Raw genomic sequence first — 14,759 nt, 5'->3', positions numbered from 1 at the left:
GTTCGCTCCCGGACTGCTGATGTCGAGGTCGGTGTGGCCTGCGGTGCGGCGACGGCCAGGGCCGCCAGGGCGGCTGGGACAACAAGCGCGTGCCACCGTGCGGACGGCACGCCGGTCGGGGACGTACATGACGCGGGACTCTCTGTGACCCCCGGCAGTCACGCCACCGGGACGGGAGGACCGGCCCGCCGGGCGGCCCTCGCGTCAGGCCCGTCAGGGCAGGCGGAGCGCGCCGAGCGGCGTCGGCCGGAAAAGGGCGAACGGACCGTGCCCGTGGCGCGGCGGTGCACGGCCCTCGGGCAGCCGCACCAGCAGGGCCGACATCAGCGGCGAGGTGCTCCCGGGGAGGACAAGCTGTGGGCCGGTGCCGTGACCGCCACTCAGCAGTGGCCACAGGAACAGCAGCAGATGCCGTACGACCAACAGGAGGGATCTGCTCTGCCACAGCAGCCGCTCCGAAAAGCCCAGCAACCGGGCGACGAGGAGCAGGGTGACCAGATGGCCGGCGAGCAGCACACCGGGTGGCGGCCCGGCGGTCGCGTCATGCTCGATCAGCCGGCCCAGACCGCCGACGGAACTGTCCTGCCCGGTCACCGCAGTGCAGGCGCCGGGTAGTGAGTAGGCGACGTGGTAGGCGAGTTGCGCGAGGGCGAGCACGCCCAGCAGTTGAGTGTCCGTCAGCCGATGCCGTGTCAGCACGGCCGCGCCCGGCAGCGCGACAGCCGCCGTCGCAGCCACGATGATCCACCGGGGTGCGTGGCACTGCGACAGCACGTGCCCGGCCAGCGGCAGCAGCACACACAGCAGCGCGAGCACCCCGGCCCGAAGCCCGCGCAGTACGCCGGACGCCGGCGAGCCGGCTCCGGGCGAGCAGTGCGTACGCATCAGATCGTGGCCTTCGAGGAGTCCGTCGTGGGGAGCGGACGGGCAGCGGGTGACGGGCGGCGGCGACGGAACCGCATGGTCCGTACGTCATGGAAGGGTACCGACCACCCCGACCGCTGGTTCACGACGGGTGGAGCTCCCGGCGCCGCCGCTCGGGCGGTGCCATTCGTCGACAAGTTGCCGCAGGTCAGAGGCTTGTTAACCGACATGACAACGGTCACCGATGCAGCCTTTGGCGATGGGCGTACGCGTGCGTTTCACTGCGGGCAAGGCATCCGCTGCGAGGGGGAAGGCGCGTACACCATGGGCGATCACACTCACGGGCACGGTCCAGGACACGAGCACGGAGGAGGAGGGCACGCCGGCCACTCCCACAGCGTCTCGGCGGACGCCGACCGGCGCTGGCTGGGCATCGCACTCGGCCTGATCGCCGTATTCATGGTGGGCGAGGTCGTCATCGGCATCATGGCCCAGTCTCTCGTCCTGATCTCGGACGCGGCACACATGCTGACCGATGCCGTGTCGATCGTGTTCGCGCTGATCGCCATGCGACTGGCCGCCCGCCCGGCCCGCGGCGTCTTCACCTACGGGCTGAAGCGCGCCGAGATCCTCTCCGCCCAGGCCAACGGCCTGACCCTGCTGCTGCTCGGCGCCTGGCTCGCCTACGAGGCCGTGCACCGCCTGATCGATCCGCCCGACGTGGAAGGCGGGCTGGTGTTCGGCACAGCCCTCGCCGGGATCGCGGTGAACATCGCGGCCGCCTGGTGCATCTCCAAGGCCAACCGTTCTTCGCTCAACGTCGAGGGTGCCTACCAGCACATCCTCAACGACCTGTTCGCCTTCATCGGCACCGCGGTGGCCGGCCTGATCGTTCTGCTCACCGGCTTCGGCCGCGCCGACGCCCTCGCCACGCTCGTGGTGGTCGCCCTCATGGTCAAGGCCGGGTACGGGCTGCTGCGGGAGTCGGGCCGCATTTTCCTGGAGGCCGCCCCCGCAGATGTCGACCCGGACGCGCTGGGCGACAAGCTTGTCTCCCAGCCGGCCGTCGTCGAGGTGCACGATCTGCACGTCTGGCAGATCACCTCCGGCCAGTCCGCCCTCTCCGCGCACGTCCTGGTCGAGCCTGGCGGCGACTGCCACGCTGTGCGCCGCGACCTGGAGGAACTCCTCCAGCACGACTACGGCATCACCCACACCACGCTCCAGGTCGACCACACCCCGGCACAGGTTTTGCAGGTCGCCCTGACCGGCGAAGGAGCGAGCGACGCCGCGCACTGCGAGGACCCGCACGGCCCCATCCACCGGGACGGGCCGCACAAGCACTGACCTCAGCGAAGGCATCCGACGTCGGTACACGATTTCCCTGCGTCACCGGCGTGAGACGTTGCGCCCCGCGACGTCGGGCTGGTCGAGGGGCCGCGCAGGCGTACGCAGGGGCTGCGCCGCGAGGAGCTCGCGCAGCTCGCCGGCATGTCCACCGACTACTACGCCCGGCTGGAACAGCAGCGTGCTCCGCAGCCCTCCGTCCAGATCACCACGGCTCTTGCCCAGGCACTGCGGCTGACCCCGGACGAACGCGACCACCTCTTCGTCCTCCTCGGCCACAATGCCCCGGCCCGCTTCCACCGCTCCGAACATGTCAGCCTGACGCTGATGCGGGTCCTGGACCGCCTGGACGACTCTCCGGCCATGGTGCAGACCGACCTGTTCGACACCCTCGCGATGAACCGCTTGGCCGTCGCACTGCTCGGCGACCAGACCCGCCACGCCGGTCTGGCCCGCAGCGGTTACTACCGCTGGTTCATGGACCCGGCCGAACATCTGCTGGTTCCCGAGGAGACCCACGAACGCCACGGCCGCGCCCAGGCAGCACGCCTGCGGGCCGCGCTGACAGCCGGCAGCGACACCGCCCGAGCCGCCCGGATCCTCGCCGAACTGCAGGAACACAGCCGCGAGTTCGTCCGCATGTGGGAACTTCAGCAGGTCGCCCAACGCTACGACGACTGCAGGACCATCCTCCATCCCGAACTCGGCCGCATCGACGTCGACGCCCAGCTCCCGTACACCGAGAACCGCGCCCAGACCCTGGTGGTGCTGACCACTCGCCCCGGCACGGAGAGCCACAGCAAGCTCGCCCTGCTCTCCGTCACAGGGCACCAGCAGGTCACGCCCTGACGTCCCGGGCCGGGGGAAGGCACCCCGGAGTGGCGCAGGCTGAACCGGAGCTTCTGGGCGACCTGCGGTTGCGGCTCGACGCCCTTGGTCCGCCTGCCGTGGTGGCCGTGCTCCTGCTCGGCGGCTTGGCCTTCGAGGGACTTCTCGCGGACGTACCCGCGTTCGGACTCGGCCATGTCGGCGTGCGAGGAGGACGGTGCCGTGTCCGAACGGGTCGCAGAGGCCTTGGAGGGGGTGTGTGCCCTGCTGTCGGGGCTGAGTGGTCGGGCCGCAGGTTTGACCGGATGCCCCCTCCGTTTTACTCTCGAAGACATACGGAGGCGGCATCCGTTTTGATGTGGCCGCAGGATCACGGCAGGCAGGAGGGCGCATGAGCGCCGGTGAACAGCGAGGACGCAAGCCCCGTGCGGACGTTCAGCGCAACCGCGCGGCCCTCCTGGAGACCGCGCAGCGTCACTTCCTGCAGCACGGGGTCGGCACCTCCCTGGAGGCGGTGGCCAGGGAGGCGGGCGTCGGGCCCGGCACCCTGTACCGGCACTTCCCCACCCGGGAAGCGCTGCTGGCGGCTGTGCTGCAGACGCGCTCCGAGGAGCTGGTGGCCCGTCAGACGGACATCGATCGCCTTGGCGACCCCGCAGAGGCGCTGGACCAGTGGCTGCGGGCGATGGAGGAGTACTTCAGCGCCTTCAGCGGTCTGCCGGACCCACTCATGGCCGCGGCCAGGGCGCAGGAGCCGGACAACCCGCTCACGATTCCCTGCGACATCCTCATCTCCGCCACCGATCAGTACGTGCGAGCCGCGCAGCTCGCGGGGCGCGTGCGCGCGTCGGTGCGGGGGAACGACCTGTTCCTCGCGGCCTGTTCCGTTGCCTGGATCAAGGGCACCGGCACCGAGGAGGAGGCGCTCGACCGGCTCCGCACGCTCATCGCCGGCGGCTACCGCGAGCGGGACACCCAGGCGTAAACGCCAGACACCGCGACTCGCCCTCGCAAGGCCAGATGAGCCACCACCACCGGACAACCCATCGTGCTGCCCTCAGGAGCGCACGACCTCTCAAGGAACAAATAATGAAAATTACTGTCATAGGCGTCGGTGCCATCGGTGGCAACCTTGCTGCCAAGCTCAGCACGGCCGGTCACGACGTTCAGGTGGCCCACACCCGCGGCCCCGAGGACATCCGGGCGGAGGTGCTGGAGTCCGGGGCGCGCGCGGCGGACCTCGCCGACGCCGTCCAGGGCCGGGACGTCATCGTCCTGGCGATCCCCTTCGGGGTGGCGGGGAAGCTGGCCGACCTGTTCGCCTCGGTCCCCGCCGAGACGGTGGTCATCGACACCGCGAACTACTATCCGCACCTCAACGAGCACATCGAGGCCGTGGACAACGGCGAGGTCGAGAGCTTGTGGAACGCCAAGCAGCTCGGGCGTCCGGTGGTCAAGGCGTGGAACGCCGCCCTGGCAGAGACCCAGCGGACGCGGGGCGTCCCGGCAGGAACTCCCGGCCGCCTCGCCATCCCCGTCGCCGGCGACACCGAGGAGGCGCGGCGCGTGGCCATGCAGCTCGTGGACGACACCGGTTTCGACCCCTACGACGCCGGCACACTGGCCGACTCCTGGCGCCAGCAGCCGAACAGCCCCGCCTACTGCACCGAACTGACCCTCGACGAGCTGCCGGAGGCCCTGGCCGCGGCCGACCGAGTCAAGGACGCCCGCATCCGCGACAGCGTCCCGGAACGCCTGGCCACCCTCCCGGCCGCGGCCACCCTGGAGGACGTCGTCGAGATGAACCGCGCCGCCCACCGCTGAGTCACCCGACGCGGCTCTCGTGCACGCAACGGCGCGCGGGCGGCTGCGTCGGCATGCCACGGACACACAAGACGAACACGAAGAGCGCACAGTCCCCCGCGACCGCGCTCACGGCCGCGGTGTCGAGGATCGCCCGCTGCCGGATCTCGGTACAGCCATCCGACAACTCAGCGCACTCAACCGCGCGACCAGGCTATTTAGTTTCAAATGAGACCGTATCGAATGAAGTAGTCTGATGTCATGGCCGACGATGTTCCCCACCACTCCACCGCCGCGCGTGCGACCGACCGCCCCGGGGATCCCTCCCCCTTCGCTCTCGGACTGCTGCTGCGCCGGGCGCACTGGCGTGTAGCCGCGGTGATGGGTGAGGCGCTTCGGCCGCTCGGCATCGAGTTGCGGCATTTCGCTGTGCTGATCGAGCTGGTCAATCACGGGCCCACGGTGCAGCGGGATCTGGCGGTGGCGACAGGCACGGACAAAGCCGGGATCATGCGAATCGTGGACGACCTGGAGCGCAAGGGTCTGGCCGTACGCAAGGCGGTTCCCGGGGACCGGCGGGTCAGGGCGGTGGAGATCACACCTCGGGGACTGGAGCTCTTCGATTCCGCCCACGAGGCGGCCGAGCCGCTGGCTGAGCGTCTGGTTGCCGAACTGGGGCGCGGCGCACCCGAGCAGCTGACGGATCTCCTGACCCGGCTTGCCCATCCCGCGGACGACGAGGCGTAGGCGCGCCCGCGTCGGCGCTCTTGGGCGCATGCGGCTTCCGCACCTGGCCGGGATGGTCCGCACCCCTGCGAGCGCCCCCGGAAGGCCGAACACTCAGCCGTCCACATTGCCGCGCTGCCCACCCCCCCAGGGCCAGGTCTCGTGGCACGAGCATGGGCCCCGAGTACGCCGTGTCACGTCCTCGGTGAGGGCGTGACACGGCGTTCGGCGGCCCGGAGCGTTACGCGGCGAGACGCTCCGCGAGTCCCTTGGCCTTGGCCGCCGCCTCCTCCAAGGCGTGCTGGCGGGACGCTTCGTAGCGAGGGATCAGTTCGGACATGCCCGGGTTGCGAGGGGCCATGGTGAGTTCCGGAACGATGAACTCGAGGTCCAGGCCGAGGGTGCCCTTGAGGACGGCCTGCAGGTAGTTCTGCACGAAGTCGTAGCCCTCACGCGGCGTGCCCGCCGCGTAGGAGCCGCCGCGGCTGGCGACGACGAGGGCCGGGGTGCCCTGGGCGGACGGGGTCTCGCCGGCGGTGCGGCCGAGCAGGAGCACGCTGTCCAGCCACGCCTTGAGGGTCGACGGAATCGAGAAGTTGTACATGGGGGCGCCGATCAGGACGGCGTCCGCCTGTTCCAGCTCCTCGATGAGCTTCACGCGTGCGGCGAACGCGGCGGACTGCTCCGGATTGTGCTCGGACGGGGCGGTGTAACCGGCGGACCAGGCGTCGGCGGTGATGTGCGGGACAGGGTCGGCAGCGAGGTCGCGGTAGATCACTGCGCCTTCCGGGTGCTGCTCCTCCCATGTCCTGCGAAAGGCGGCCGTGACCGAACGGGACGAGGACGCCTCGCCGGAGAACACGGACGAGTCGATGTGCAGCAGCGTGGCCATGGACTTTCTCCAAGGTGCAGTGCCCGAGGCCCGGGGACCAGGGGCTGAGGATTCGGCTAGATAGTTTCACACGATACGGTATCGACTGCTACCGTCGCGGGTGTGATGAAGGCCATGTGGAGTGGAATGGAGCGGGCGGTCATGGACACCTATGAGGCGGTCACGAGCCGACGGGCGGTGCGCGCATTCACAGAGCGCCGTGTTCCGAGGGAGACGCTGGAGCGCGTTCTGTCCGCAGCAGCCTGGGCGCCGTCCGGATCGAACATCCAGCCGTGGCGCCCCTTTGTCGTGACGGGCGCGCCACTGGCCGTGATCAAGAATCGCGCCGGGGAGCGCCTGGCCTCAGGTGACCCCTGGGACGAGCCGGAATACGAGATGTACCCGCCCGCGCTGAAGTCGCCCTACCGCGAGCGGCGATCCGCCTTCGGTGAGCAGCGCTACGGCGCTCTCGGTATTCCGCGTGAGGATCTGGAGGCGCGTCAGAGGGCCGCCGCCGCAAATTGGGATTGCTTCGGTGCGCCCGCTGCCCTGTTCTGCTACATCGACCGTGACATGGGCCCAGCCCAGTGGGCTGACGTCGGCATGTACTTGCAGACTGTCATGCTGCTGCTGCGCGCCGAAGGGCTGCACAGTTGTCCGCAGATGGCCTGGGCGAAGTTTCACAGGACCGTCGCCGAGGTCCTGTCACCACCGGACGAGCTCGTCCTCTTCTGTGGCATGTCGATCGGGTTCGAGGACGTCAACGCGGCAGACGCCCGTACAGGCCGTGCGCCGCTTGACGAGACGGTCGCCTTCGTCGAGGGATAGATCCGCGCCTGCGCGTGACGCTCATCCTGATGGGGCGTCAGGCGTGCCGGGATGTACCTCAGGTTGCCCGTACTGGCAGGGTGGGCCTGCCAGTAGCCGGGCCCCTTCGCGGGGCGAGTGGCGACGCTCCTCGGGCCAGGGGCTGTCTCGGGGATCTACAGGATGGTGTGGCCAAGCGGTTCGGCCGGCCGCCCTGACAGGGCGTGCTGATGTACTCGGGGACGGCGGGCCGTACAGGGAATTGCCGGACCTGAACAGCACTTTGGGCCCCGGCTCCGTTGCTCATCTCCCCGTGTCCGTCCGCGTCGAGTCGCGACCGATCGTGCCGGATCCTGCGCTGCGCGCCCCGGTCGGGGCCCTCAAGGCAACGGGTCGCCTTGCGCGACGGCCGTGCCGTGGTGGGCGCGGATGATCGCGATCACCGTGTCCGCGGTGTGGTCGAGGTGGCTGCGGCCATCGGGCAGCTGAGCCGTTGGGCTGATGTAGCTCTGAGTGCCGAAGTGAGTGGCCGGGTCGAGCCGATGCACCGTGATCTTCCCGGCACGAACGGCCCGGTTCCATCCGCTACGACGGAAGAGCCGCCAGCGTTGGGGGAAGATCCAGGTGCCGATCTGCTCAATCCGGTCGTTCGTGCTGGTGAGTTGATGCAGGTGCTCGGCATGGGTGAGGTCGTTGGCTCCGTTGTGGAACCCGCCGAGCGTGATCAGCAGGAGCGGGCAGCGTAGCCGCGTGAACAGCTCGTCGACCGCGCCGGTGGTGACCTGGGCGCCGCCGCTGTAGCTGAGCAGTACCACGGGCGTACCGCTGTCGGGCTGGTAGCCGGCGAGCCGGAGTTGAGTGGCGATCTGGGAGCCAACGGCTCGGTTGTACAGGGGCCGGTAGCGGTGGTCGGCGGCGACGAAGGTCTGCATGACGTTGTGGAGGAACAGCAGCAACCCGACGTGGCGGCGCAGCCACGCCCACACCGGCCGGTCGGCAAGCGGGTCGGCCAGTGGTGAATAGGGTTGTATCTGTCCCAGCACTCGCAGCTCCGGCGCTCCGGCGATCAGGGCCTCGACCAGCTGTCCGCCGTCCCGGCTGTCACGGACGCGGCGTTTGCCAATGCCGTCGAGGTAGACCAGGTAGGCACCCGGGGGACTGTCAGCGGCCGCGCCCCGGGCGTAGGGGACACCTGCCGGGAGCTCGGTGGCAGGGGCCCGCCAGCCGGCACCGTAGGCCAGAACCTCGTAGCGGGCCAGCAGGGCTTCGGCCAGCAGAGCAGGCCCGGCCACGCAGGCCCAGAACAAGAAATCGTTCATGCGATCGGCTCCTGTGCTCCGGTCGTGCTGATCCTCACGACGAGGCGCCGGACGGTCTCCACCGCGAGAGCGAGCCCGGCCCCGGCGACGGCGACGCAACCGGCGGCGCTCCACCGGTCCAGCCCGCTCGCCGCGGCGAGCGGCCCGACCAGACCGGCCCCCACCCCCACAAAGAGCACCAGGTGGAGCAGGGGCCCGAGCAACGGGAAGGCGAGGACGGCGGCGAGCACGAGTGGGGCGACCACGCCTGGTGTCCACTCCAGGCCGGTTCCTGGCGAAGGAGAGGACACCACCGACTCGGCCATGGTCCACGCGGTCAGCGGCCACAGAGCGAACACCACACCCTCGACGAGGCCGGCGGGCAGCAGCAACGCGGCCACGAGAGTCCGCGGCATACCAGGCCGGCGCGCCACGAGAGGCAGGATGCGCCCGGCGGCCTCCGACACCCCGGCGAACACCAGCAGGACAAGGACGGCGGGGGACATCACTCGGCCTCGCTGTGCCGGACCGGCGGAGACGACTGACCGGCCGGGCCGGCCGCGTGCAGGTACCCCTCGAGTTCGTCGGCGGCGCGCCGATATCCCCCCGCTTCGCGCTGGGCGACCTCCAGGGTGCGCGCGGCAGCTCGGAACCGCGGGTCGTGGAGCAGCTGCTGGGCGAGGACGTTCACCGAGCCCCTGGCGACGTCCTGGGTACGGATCGACAGGCCCGCGCCGAGCTCGACGACGCGCCGGGCCACCATCGGCTGATCGGCACCCTGGGGGACCACCAGCAGGGGAACCCCGGTGTACAGGGCCTCGTTGACGCTGTTCATCCCGCCGTGGGTGACGAACAGCGCCGCGCGGGCCAGTACCTCCGGTTGCGGCACGAAGCGGCGGGCGAGCACGTTGGCCGGCAAAGGACCCAGTGCCTCGGGGTCGGTCTGGCCGGTGGCGACGATCACGGTGCCGCCCAGCGGGGCGAGCTCGGTGGCCAGGGTGCGCAGCAACTGGGGGTCGGCGTTGAACACCGTGCCCAGCGAGGCGAACAGCACCGGGTCCCGCAGCCGGTCGGTCGGGAACGACGGGTCGGCCGGTCGGGCGCCGATGCTTGGGCCGACGAACCGGTAGGACTGGTCGAAGTCCTCGACTGCAGGCTGGAACGCCCGTGAGGTGTAGACCAGGTTGAGCGGCTGGCGGATGTTCGCCAGGTCGAGCAGGGGCAGCCCGCGCGCGTCGAAGCGGCGGTGCAGTGCCCAGCGGGATCGCAGGTAGCCCTGGACACTGCGGGGTTGAGCCGTCGCCGCGGTCAGCAGGTCCAAGGAGCCACGGGTGGGGCTGGGGACATGCCGGTTGAGGGCGAACGTGGTGAATGAGGAGGCTGCCGGTACCCCGAGTTCGCGGGCGGCCACCGCCCCCCACAGACAGGCGCTGTCGTGGACGATCAGGTCGGGTCGGTCGCTGCGCAGGTCGGTGAGCACGGCGGGCAGCATGTGGACGGCGGTGCTCGCGAGCGCCTCCATCCACGAGAGCGGTGTCGGCGGATCGGGAAAGGGCTGGTCGCCCCCGGGGTACAGGTACACGCTCGCGCCGGTCGCCTCGATCTCCTCACGGAACGCGGGCGACGTGTGGTACGTGACGGTGTGACCGCGCCGAACAAGTTCGGCCACGACCGGCAGCGTCGGGTTGACGTGACCGTGCATGCCGATGCTCAGGAACGCGATGGTGCTCACAGGCCGACCTCCGCTGTGGAAGAAATGGTTGTCTCGTCCGGGCCTCCCGATGTCGCCGAGGCGTCGTCGGCCCGATAAAGCCCCGGGCCGCTGATGCGCAGCCCGTCCAGAAAGCCCTCGGCTGCGCGGCACGCGGTGCTGATCAGCCGCTGGGACTGGCCGAAGTCCCAGGGGGCGGGCCAGGCTTCGATACCGGTCGGCAGCACGACGGTCGGGATGTGCTGGGAGACCTCGCGCAGGTCACGCTCGATCTGGTGGTGCAACAGCAGCAGCCCGGCCCTGGCGGCGATCGCACTGGCACGTCGACGCGGAATGGTGGGGCGCAACGGGGAGCTCTCCGGCCCGGTTGCCACCACCACCACGCTGGCCGCCCCGGCCTGCAGAGCCGCCAACACCGGGACATAGGCGATCAGCCCGCCGTCGACGAGGGTGCGCCCCGCACGTTCCACCGGGGGCAGCATCCCGGGAATGGCCGCGCTGGCCAGCAGCGCGGACTCCAGGTCCCCCTGGTCGAGCAGCACCGGAGCACCGGTGACCAGGTCGGTGGCCACCGCGGTGAACGGGACCGCCAGTGCCTCGATCTGCGAGGGCAGCCCGGCCCGGGCGATCAGCCGGCGCAGGCCGCGATCGGTGAAGACGCTGCTCCGCGAGGACAGGTAGCCGAGCGGATACACGTCACGGCGACGCAATTGGGTCCACACGTGGTCCAGCCACGGCGCGGCCCTGTGGGGGTGGGCGGCCGCGATGGCCCCGTTGAGGGCACCCACCGAGGTTCCGATGATCATGTCTGGGGCGAATCCGTGGCGCTCCAGCGCGTACCCGACACCGATATGCGCCGCTCCGAGCACACCACCGGCGCCCACCACCACGGCCACGGGACGGGGAAGGGTGTGCAGACCCACTGTGGTGGGGTTTCCCCTCATGATCCACCTTTCACGTCATGGGCGCAGAATGGACTGCCTCTCCTCCTAGGACCGGACTGCCACACCATGTGTGACACCGTTGGGCACCGGCGTTCCCGGGCAACACGGTTTTGCGGCGCCGAGTGTCAGTGATGCATGAGCAGCATGATGGCCGTGCCCAGGGCCATCGATCCTTGCCAGAAGCGGTCGCAGGGCCCGCCGAGGTCGGTGGACATGCCCACGCCGCCCGGAGGAGCTCCGAGCAGCGTGGGCATGTCCCGGGTCAGCGACCGGAGAGCGTAGGCCAGCAGACAGAGCGTCAGTACGCCGGTGACCATGTCGCCGGTGTGCGCGTCCGTGACGCTGCCGTGCCGCAGCGGCATCCATGCCATGGCGACCATGCCGACCGCGTGGGGCGACCTGTGTACGAGGCCGGTCCATCCGGGGCCACGGAGGCTGAGGACCGCGGTCAGCGGGAACCACAGTGCCGCGGCGGCGAAGAACAAGGTCGCCCGTCCCGGTGGCGGCCCCTCGTCGATCGGGTGCCACGGCATCACCGCCATGGCCGAAGCCATGACGGTGTGCAGGAGACGGTCGCCTCGGCCGCGCCATCCGGAGCCTCGTGTCAGCACGGCCTGCCACGCCGTGTACACGGCCGCGGCCGCGAACAGCGCTGTCAGCATGCCGTGCACGAGATCAGTGGCGCTCATGCCTCACCACGCCCTCCCCTGAAGCGGACGGATCCCTTCACAACCGCCTTGTGCGGGGCGGTCAGTCGGTGGGCCGTGGGGCGCGGAGGTGGGCCCGCTGGGCCAGTTCCTCCTCCTCGACCAGTTGCACCATGGGCTTGCCCGGCGCGCACAGCATGGTCACGACGAACCGGGTGGACGCGTCGGACAGCGCGTTGCCGTCCTGGTAGTGGATCGCGTCGCCACCCGGTTCCCAGAACGTCCCGCCCGCCTCGATCACCCGCTCGGGCTCCCCCTCGAGCTCGAAGCGGACGGCTCCCTCGAGGACGTAGCCGAACGCCGGTCCCGGGTGGCGGTGGGGCGGGGTTCCCGGGTCTCCGGGCTGCCACTCGACGAAAATGGTCATCGCTGACGCGCCTTCTGCGACGGTGAGCGGATCGGTGTCCTGCAGCATCGTCGCCGCCGTCTTCCATCCTTCCGACTGGGTCCGCACTCCGGTCTCCTGCGCTGCGTCCTTGTCCGACATGTGTCGGCCTCCCTTGGATCCACCTGGATTCACCCGGCCATGGCTGCCATGGCCTCTCCAGTGATGACCGGGCTCCGGACGAATCTGTGACACGCGCGACCACACCAGTGTCACAACATTGGTTTGAGTCCTGTCCTAGTACTGCAACGGTCTTTGCCGTGACTGCTGGCCAATTCGGTCGTTGGTGTGGTTATGGGTGGGGACCTTGCTGATGTCAGGCTGTGGGCGGGTGAACTGGACGCTCTGCATGAGCGGTTCGTGCACAGGTTCAACCGGGAGGAGCCACGTCAGTCGGCGCTGGCTTACATGCGGGGCCTGGTCGCTCCGCTGCAGCGCAAGAACGGCTGGACGCTGGCGGAGGAGGCCGGACACGCCGGTCCCGATCGCATCCACCGACTGCTGAACCGGATCGAGTGGGACGCCGACGAGGTCCTGAACGACGTACGCGACTACGTCGTGGAACACCTCGGAGACCGGGATGCCGTCCTGATCGTCGACGACACCGGCTTTCTCAAGAAGGGCATCCGCTCGGCCGGTGTGCAAAGGCAGTACTCCGGAACCGCCGGCCGCACCGAGAACAGCCAGATCGGTGTGTTCCTCGCCTACGCCACCGGCCGCGGACGCACGTTGATAGACCGCCGTCTGTATCTGCCCACGTCCTGGACGGACGACCGGGACCGCTGCCGGCGGGCCGGCATCGACGACCACGTCGCCTTCGAGACGAAGGTGGCCATGGCCAAGGCGATGGTCCGCCGGGCCATCACCGACCGGATCCCTTTCGGATGGGTGACGGCGGACGCCGCCTACGGCTACAGCAAGGGCTGGCGCTTCGAGCTCGAGCAGGCGGACGTCTTCCACGTCATGGCCACCACCCGGCACGACACCGTCGTCACCCGCTGGTCCATCGACCACCCCGTCCACGGCCTGTTCCCCGGCCTGCCCCGGCAGAAATGGAAACGCCGTTCCTGCGGCGAGGGAGCCCATGGCCGGCGGATCTACGACTGGGCCCGCGTCGAAGTGAGGCCCTGGCACCGCGAGGACCGCCGGCACTGGGTCCTCGCCCGCCGCAGCGTGAGCAGGCCCGAGGAGATCTCCTACTACATCGCCTACTGTCCCGCCGACACCACCCTGGACGAGCTGATCCGCATCGCGGGCAGCCGCTGGGCCGTCGAGGAATGCTTCCAGACCGCCAAGCAGGAGTGCGGCCTGGACGACTACCAGGTCCGCCGCTACCCCGGCTGGCACCGTCACATGACCCTGGCCATGGCCACCCACGCCTGCCTGACCGTCCTGCGAGCCCGACAGCTGGACACCGACAAAGCAGAAACGGATCCTCCCAGCTCATCCATCTCAGCCTCGCCGAGATCAGACGTCTGATCACCCGCCTCACCGACCGTCGTCCCACCCCGGCCGACCACATCCTGCACTGGTCAACCTGGCGACGACGACGCCAGCACCAAGCCCGCATCAGCCACTACAAACGACGCGGACACAGCCCCTGAACTGCCCAGCACTCAGAACAAGCACCGTTGCAGTACTAGGTGGTGTGAGGGACCGACATCACTGCCACCTCACGAAGCCATCAGCGGGGTCACCGACCCCTCGACGGGAAGGGGGCCGGAATGCGAGTCGTTGTAGCGGGAGCCACCGGTCTGATCGGTTCCAGGACGGTCGCCAGGCTTCGGGACCACGGTGTGGAGGTCGTGCGCCTGTCACGCGGTGAGGGCGTCGACGTCACGACCGGAAAGGGCCTCGACGAGGCCATGCGCGGCGCCGATGTGGTGGTGGACGTCACCGACACGCCCTCCCGCGGGGAGCTGGAGAGCCTGGAGTTCTTCGGCACGGCGACCCACAACCTGCTCGAGGCCGCGGCGAAGGCGGGCGCCGTACATCACGTGATCCTGTCCATCGTGGGGGCCGACCATCTGCAGGCGGGCTACTTCCGCGCCAAGGCGCTGCAGGAGGAGCAGGTGCGGCGCTCGCCGATGCCCTACTCCATCGTGCGTGCCACGCCGTTCTTCGAGTCGGTGGAGTACATGTCGCGCGCGGCGACGTACGGAGACGTCGTCCATGTCGCGCCGGTCCTGATCCGTCCCGTGTCGACGGACGACGTCGCCGCCGCGGTCGCCCATGTCGCCGTGGGAGTACCGCTGTTCGGTGTTCTGGAGGTCGCCGGTCCGGAGGAGCACCGCCTCGACGACCTCACCGCGAAGCTGCTGGCCGCGCGCGGCTACCTGCGTGACGTGGTTCCCGACGCCCACACCCCGTTCTTCGGGGCGGTGCCCGGGCAGCGGGCGCTGCTGCCCGGGGCGGGCGCCCACCTGGGGCACGAAACCTTCTCCGAGTGGATCGCGCGGCGATGACGT

16 protein-coding genes are annotated in these 14,759 nt (G+C 69.8%); 8 read left to right on the top strand and 8 right to left on the bottom strand.

Annotated features, from left to right (window positions below; genetic code table 11):
• Window positions 1-213: 213 nt before the first annotated feature.
• A complete protein-coding gene (locus tag OG841_RS01840) occupies window positions 214-885 on the bottom strand; it encodes a hypothetical protein (protein ID WP_365115920.1) in 672 nt (223 codons plus the stop codon).
• A gap of 303 nt (window positions 886-1,188) precedes the next feature.
• Between OG841_RS01840 and OG841_RS01835 the strand changes: the two genes are divergently transcribed.
• From OG841_RS01835 to OG841_RS01815, 5 genes are all read left to right on the top strand, one after another.
• Window positions 1,189-2,211, top strand: a complete 1,023-nt coding sequence (locus tag OG841_RS01835; protein ID WP_371562827.1) for a cation diffusion facilitator family transporter — start codon at window positions 1,189-1,191, stop codon at window positions 2,209-2,211.
• Between the two features lie 144 nt (window positions 2,212-2,355).
• Window positions 2,356-3,060, top strand: a complete 705-nt coding sequence (locus OG841_RS01830) for a helix-turn-helix transcriptional regulator (RefSeq protein ID WP_442759694.1) — start codon at window positions 2,356-2,358, stop codon at window positions 3,058-3,060.
• 370 nt (window positions 3,061-3,430) lie between these two features.
• Window positions 3,431-4,024, top strand: a complete 594-nt coding sequence (locus OG841_RS01825; RefSeq protein WP_328643131.1) for a TetR/AcrR family transcriptional regulator — start codon at window positions 3,431-3,433, stop codon at window positions 4,022-4,024.
• Between the two features lie 104 nt (window positions 4,025-4,128).
• Window positions 4,129-4,863 carry an NADPH-dependent F420 reductase gene (locus tag OG841_RS01820; protein ID WP_328643132.1) on the top strand — a complete coding sequence of 245 codons (735 nt, stop codon included), beginning with the start codon at window positions 4,129-4,131 and terminating at the stop codon, window positions 4,861-4,863.
• Between the two features lie 240 nt (window positions 4,864-5,103).
• Window positions 5,104-5,589, top strand: a complete 486-nt coding sequence (locus tag OG841_RS01815; RefSeq protein ID WP_365115913.1) for a MarR family winged helix-turn-helix transcriptional regulator — start codon at window positions 5,104-5,106, stop codon at window positions 5,587-5,589.
• A 220-nt stretch (window positions 5,590-5,809) separates the two neighbouring features.
• Here the strand turns inward: OG841_RS01815 and OG841_RS01810 are convergent, their stop codons facing one another.
• Window positions 5,810-6,460, bottom strand: a complete 651-nt coding sequence (locus OG841_RS01810; RefSeq protein ID WP_371562821.1) for an FMN-dependent NADH-azoreductase — start codon at window positions 6,458-6,460, stop codon at window positions 5,810-5,812.
• Between the two features lie 141 nt (window positions 6,461-6,601).
• Here OG841_RS01810 and OG841_RS01805 point away from each other — a divergent pair, with 141 nt between their 5' ends.
• Window positions 6,602-7,267, top strand: a complete 666-nt coding sequence (locus OG841_RS01805; protein ID WP_328643135.1) for a nitroreductase — start codon at window positions 6,602-6,604, stop codon at window positions 7,265-7,267.
• 359 nt (window positions 7,268-7,626) lie between these two features.
• Here the strand turns inward: OG841_RS01805 and OG841_RS01800 are convergent, their stop codons facing one another.
• The 6 genes from OG841_RS01800 to OG841_RS01775 form a co-directional block, all read right to left on the bottom strand.
• A complete protein-coding gene (locus OG841_RS01800) occupies window positions 7,627-8,565 on the bottom strand; it encodes a hypothetical protein (RefSeq protein WP_371562818.1) in 939 nt (312 codons plus the stop codon).
• Window positions 8,562-9,050 (bottom strand): hypothetical protein, encoded by a 489-nt coding sequence (locus OG841_RS01795; protein ID WP_328643137.1) that lies wholly within the window; start codon window positions 9,048-9,050, stop codon window positions 8,562-8,564. Before OG841_RS01795 ends, OG841_RS01800 begins: the two co-directional genes overlap by 4 nt.
• Window positions 9,050-10,276 (bottom strand): macrolide family glycosyltransferase, encoded by a 1,227-nt coding sequence (locus OG841_RS01790; protein ID WP_365115906.1) that lies wholly within the window; start codon window positions 10,274-10,276, stop codon window positions 9,050-9,052. Before OG841_RS01790 ends, OG841_RS01795 begins: the two co-directional genes overlap by 1 nt.
• Window positions 10,273-11,199, bottom strand: coding sequence for a patatin-like phospholipase family protein (locus OG841_RS01785; RefSeq protein WP_328643139.1), 927 nt, complete (start codon window positions 11,197-11,199; stop codon window positions 10,273-10,275). The genes OG841_RS01790 and OG841_RS01785 overlap by 4 nt, the downstream gene beginning before the upstream one ends.
• 125 nt (window positions 11,200-11,324) lie before the next feature.
• On the bottom strand, window positions 11,325-11,888 hold the full coding sequence (locus OG841_RS01780; protein ID WP_328643140.1) for a DUF5134 domain-containing protein: 564 nt from the start codon (window positions 11,886-11,888) through the stop codon (window positions 11,325-11,327).
• A 61-nt stretch (window positions 11,889-11,949) separates the two neighbouring features.
• Window positions 11,950-12,393, bottom strand: coding sequence for a cupin domain-containing protein (locus OG841_RS01775; RefSeq protein ID WP_371562812.1), 444 nt, complete (start codon window positions 12,391-12,393; stop codon window positions 11,950-11,952).
• A 192-nt stretch (window positions 12,394-12,585) separates the two neighbouring features.
• Here OG841_RS01775 and OG841_RS01770 point away from each other — a divergent pair, with 192 nt between their 5' ends.
• Window positions 12,586-13,770, top strand: a complete 1,185-nt coding sequence (locus OG841_RS01770; RefSeq protein WP_365124102.1) for an IS701 family transposase — start codon at window positions 12,586-12,588, stop codon at window positions 13,768-13,770.
• A 245-nt stretch (window positions 13,771-14,015) separates the two neighbouring features.
• The gene (locus tag OG841_RS01765; RefSeq protein WP_371562809.1) at window positions 14,016-14,756 is read left to right on the top strand and encodes an SDR family oxidoreductase; all 741 of its coding nucleotides are present in this window, start codon (window positions 14,016-14,018) and stop codon (window positions 14,754-14,756) included.
• Window positions 14,757-14,759 lie beyond the last annotated feature (3 nt).

Source organism: Streptomyces canus, assembly GCF_041435015.1.
In the GTDB taxonomy this organism is placed as follows: domain Bacteria; phylum Actinomycetota; class Actinomycetes; order Streptomycetales; family Streptomycetaceae; genus Streptomyces; species Streptomyces canus_G.
This window is presented reverse-complemented; position numbering and strand designations above follow the sequence as displayed.

Bases quoted from the DNA above. Each gene is read 5' to 3' on its own strand.
- OG841_RS01795 (WP_328643137.1), bottom strand. From the start codon at position 9,050: ATGTCCCCCGCCGTCCTTGTCCTGCTGGTGTTCGCCGGGGTGTCGGAG.
- OG841_RS01805 (WP_328643135.1), top strand. From the start codon at position 6,602: ATGGACACCTATGAGGCGGTCACGAGCCGACGGGCGGTGCGCGCATTC.
- OG841_RS01810 (WP_371562821.1), bottom strand. From the start codon at position 6,460: ATGGCCACGCTGCTGCACATCGACTCGTCCGTGTTCTCCGGCGAGGCG.
- OG841_RS01820 (WP_328643132.1), top strand. From the start codon at position 4,129: ATGAAAATTACTGTCATAGGCGTCGGTGCCATCGGTGGCAACCTTGCT.
- OG841_RS01770 (WP_365124102.1), top strand. From the start codon at position 12,586: ATGGGTGGGGACCTTGCTGATGTCAGGCTGTGGGCGGGTGAACTGGAC.
- OG841_RS01765 (WP_371562809.1), top strand. From the start codon at position 14,016: ATGCGAGTCGTTGTAGCGGGAGCCACCGGTCTGATCGGTTCCAGGACG.
- OG841_RS01835 (WP_371562827.1), top strand. From the start codon at position 1,189: ATGGGCGATCACACTCACGGGCACGGTCCAGGACACGAGCACGGAGGA.
- OG841_RS01840 (WP_365115920.1), bottom strand. From the start codon at position 885: ATGCGTACGCACTGCTCGCCCGGAGCCGGCTCGCCGGCGTCCGGCGTA.
- OG841_RS01825 (WP_328643131.1), top strand. From the start codon at position 3,431: ATGAGCGCCGGTGAACAGCGAGGACGCAAGCCCCGTGCGGACGTTCAG.
- OG841_RS01775 (WP_371562812.1), bottom strand. From the start codon at position 12,393: ATGTCGGACAAGGACGCAGCGCAGGAGACCGGAGTGCGGACCCAGTCG.
- OG841_RS01800 (WP_371562818.1), bottom strand. From the start codon at position 8,565: ATGAACGATTTCTTGTTCTGGGCCTGCGTGGCCGGGCCTGCTCTGCTG.
- OG841_RS01815 (WP_365115913.1), top strand. From the start codon at position 5,104: ATGGCCGACGATGTTCCCCACCACTCCACCGCCGCGCGTGCGACCGAC.
- OG841_RS01830 (WP_442759694.1), top strand. From the start codon at position 2,356: ATGTCCACCGACTACTACGCCCGGCTGGAACAGCAGCGTGCTCCGCAG.
- OG841_RS01785 (WP_328643139.1), bottom strand. From the start codon at position 11,199: ATGAGGGGAAACCCCACCACAGTGGGTCTGCACACCCTTCCCCGTCCC.
- OG841_RS01780 (WP_328643140.1), bottom strand. From the start codon at position 11,888: ATGAGCGCCACTGATCTCGTGCACGGCATGCTGACAGCGCTGTTCGCG.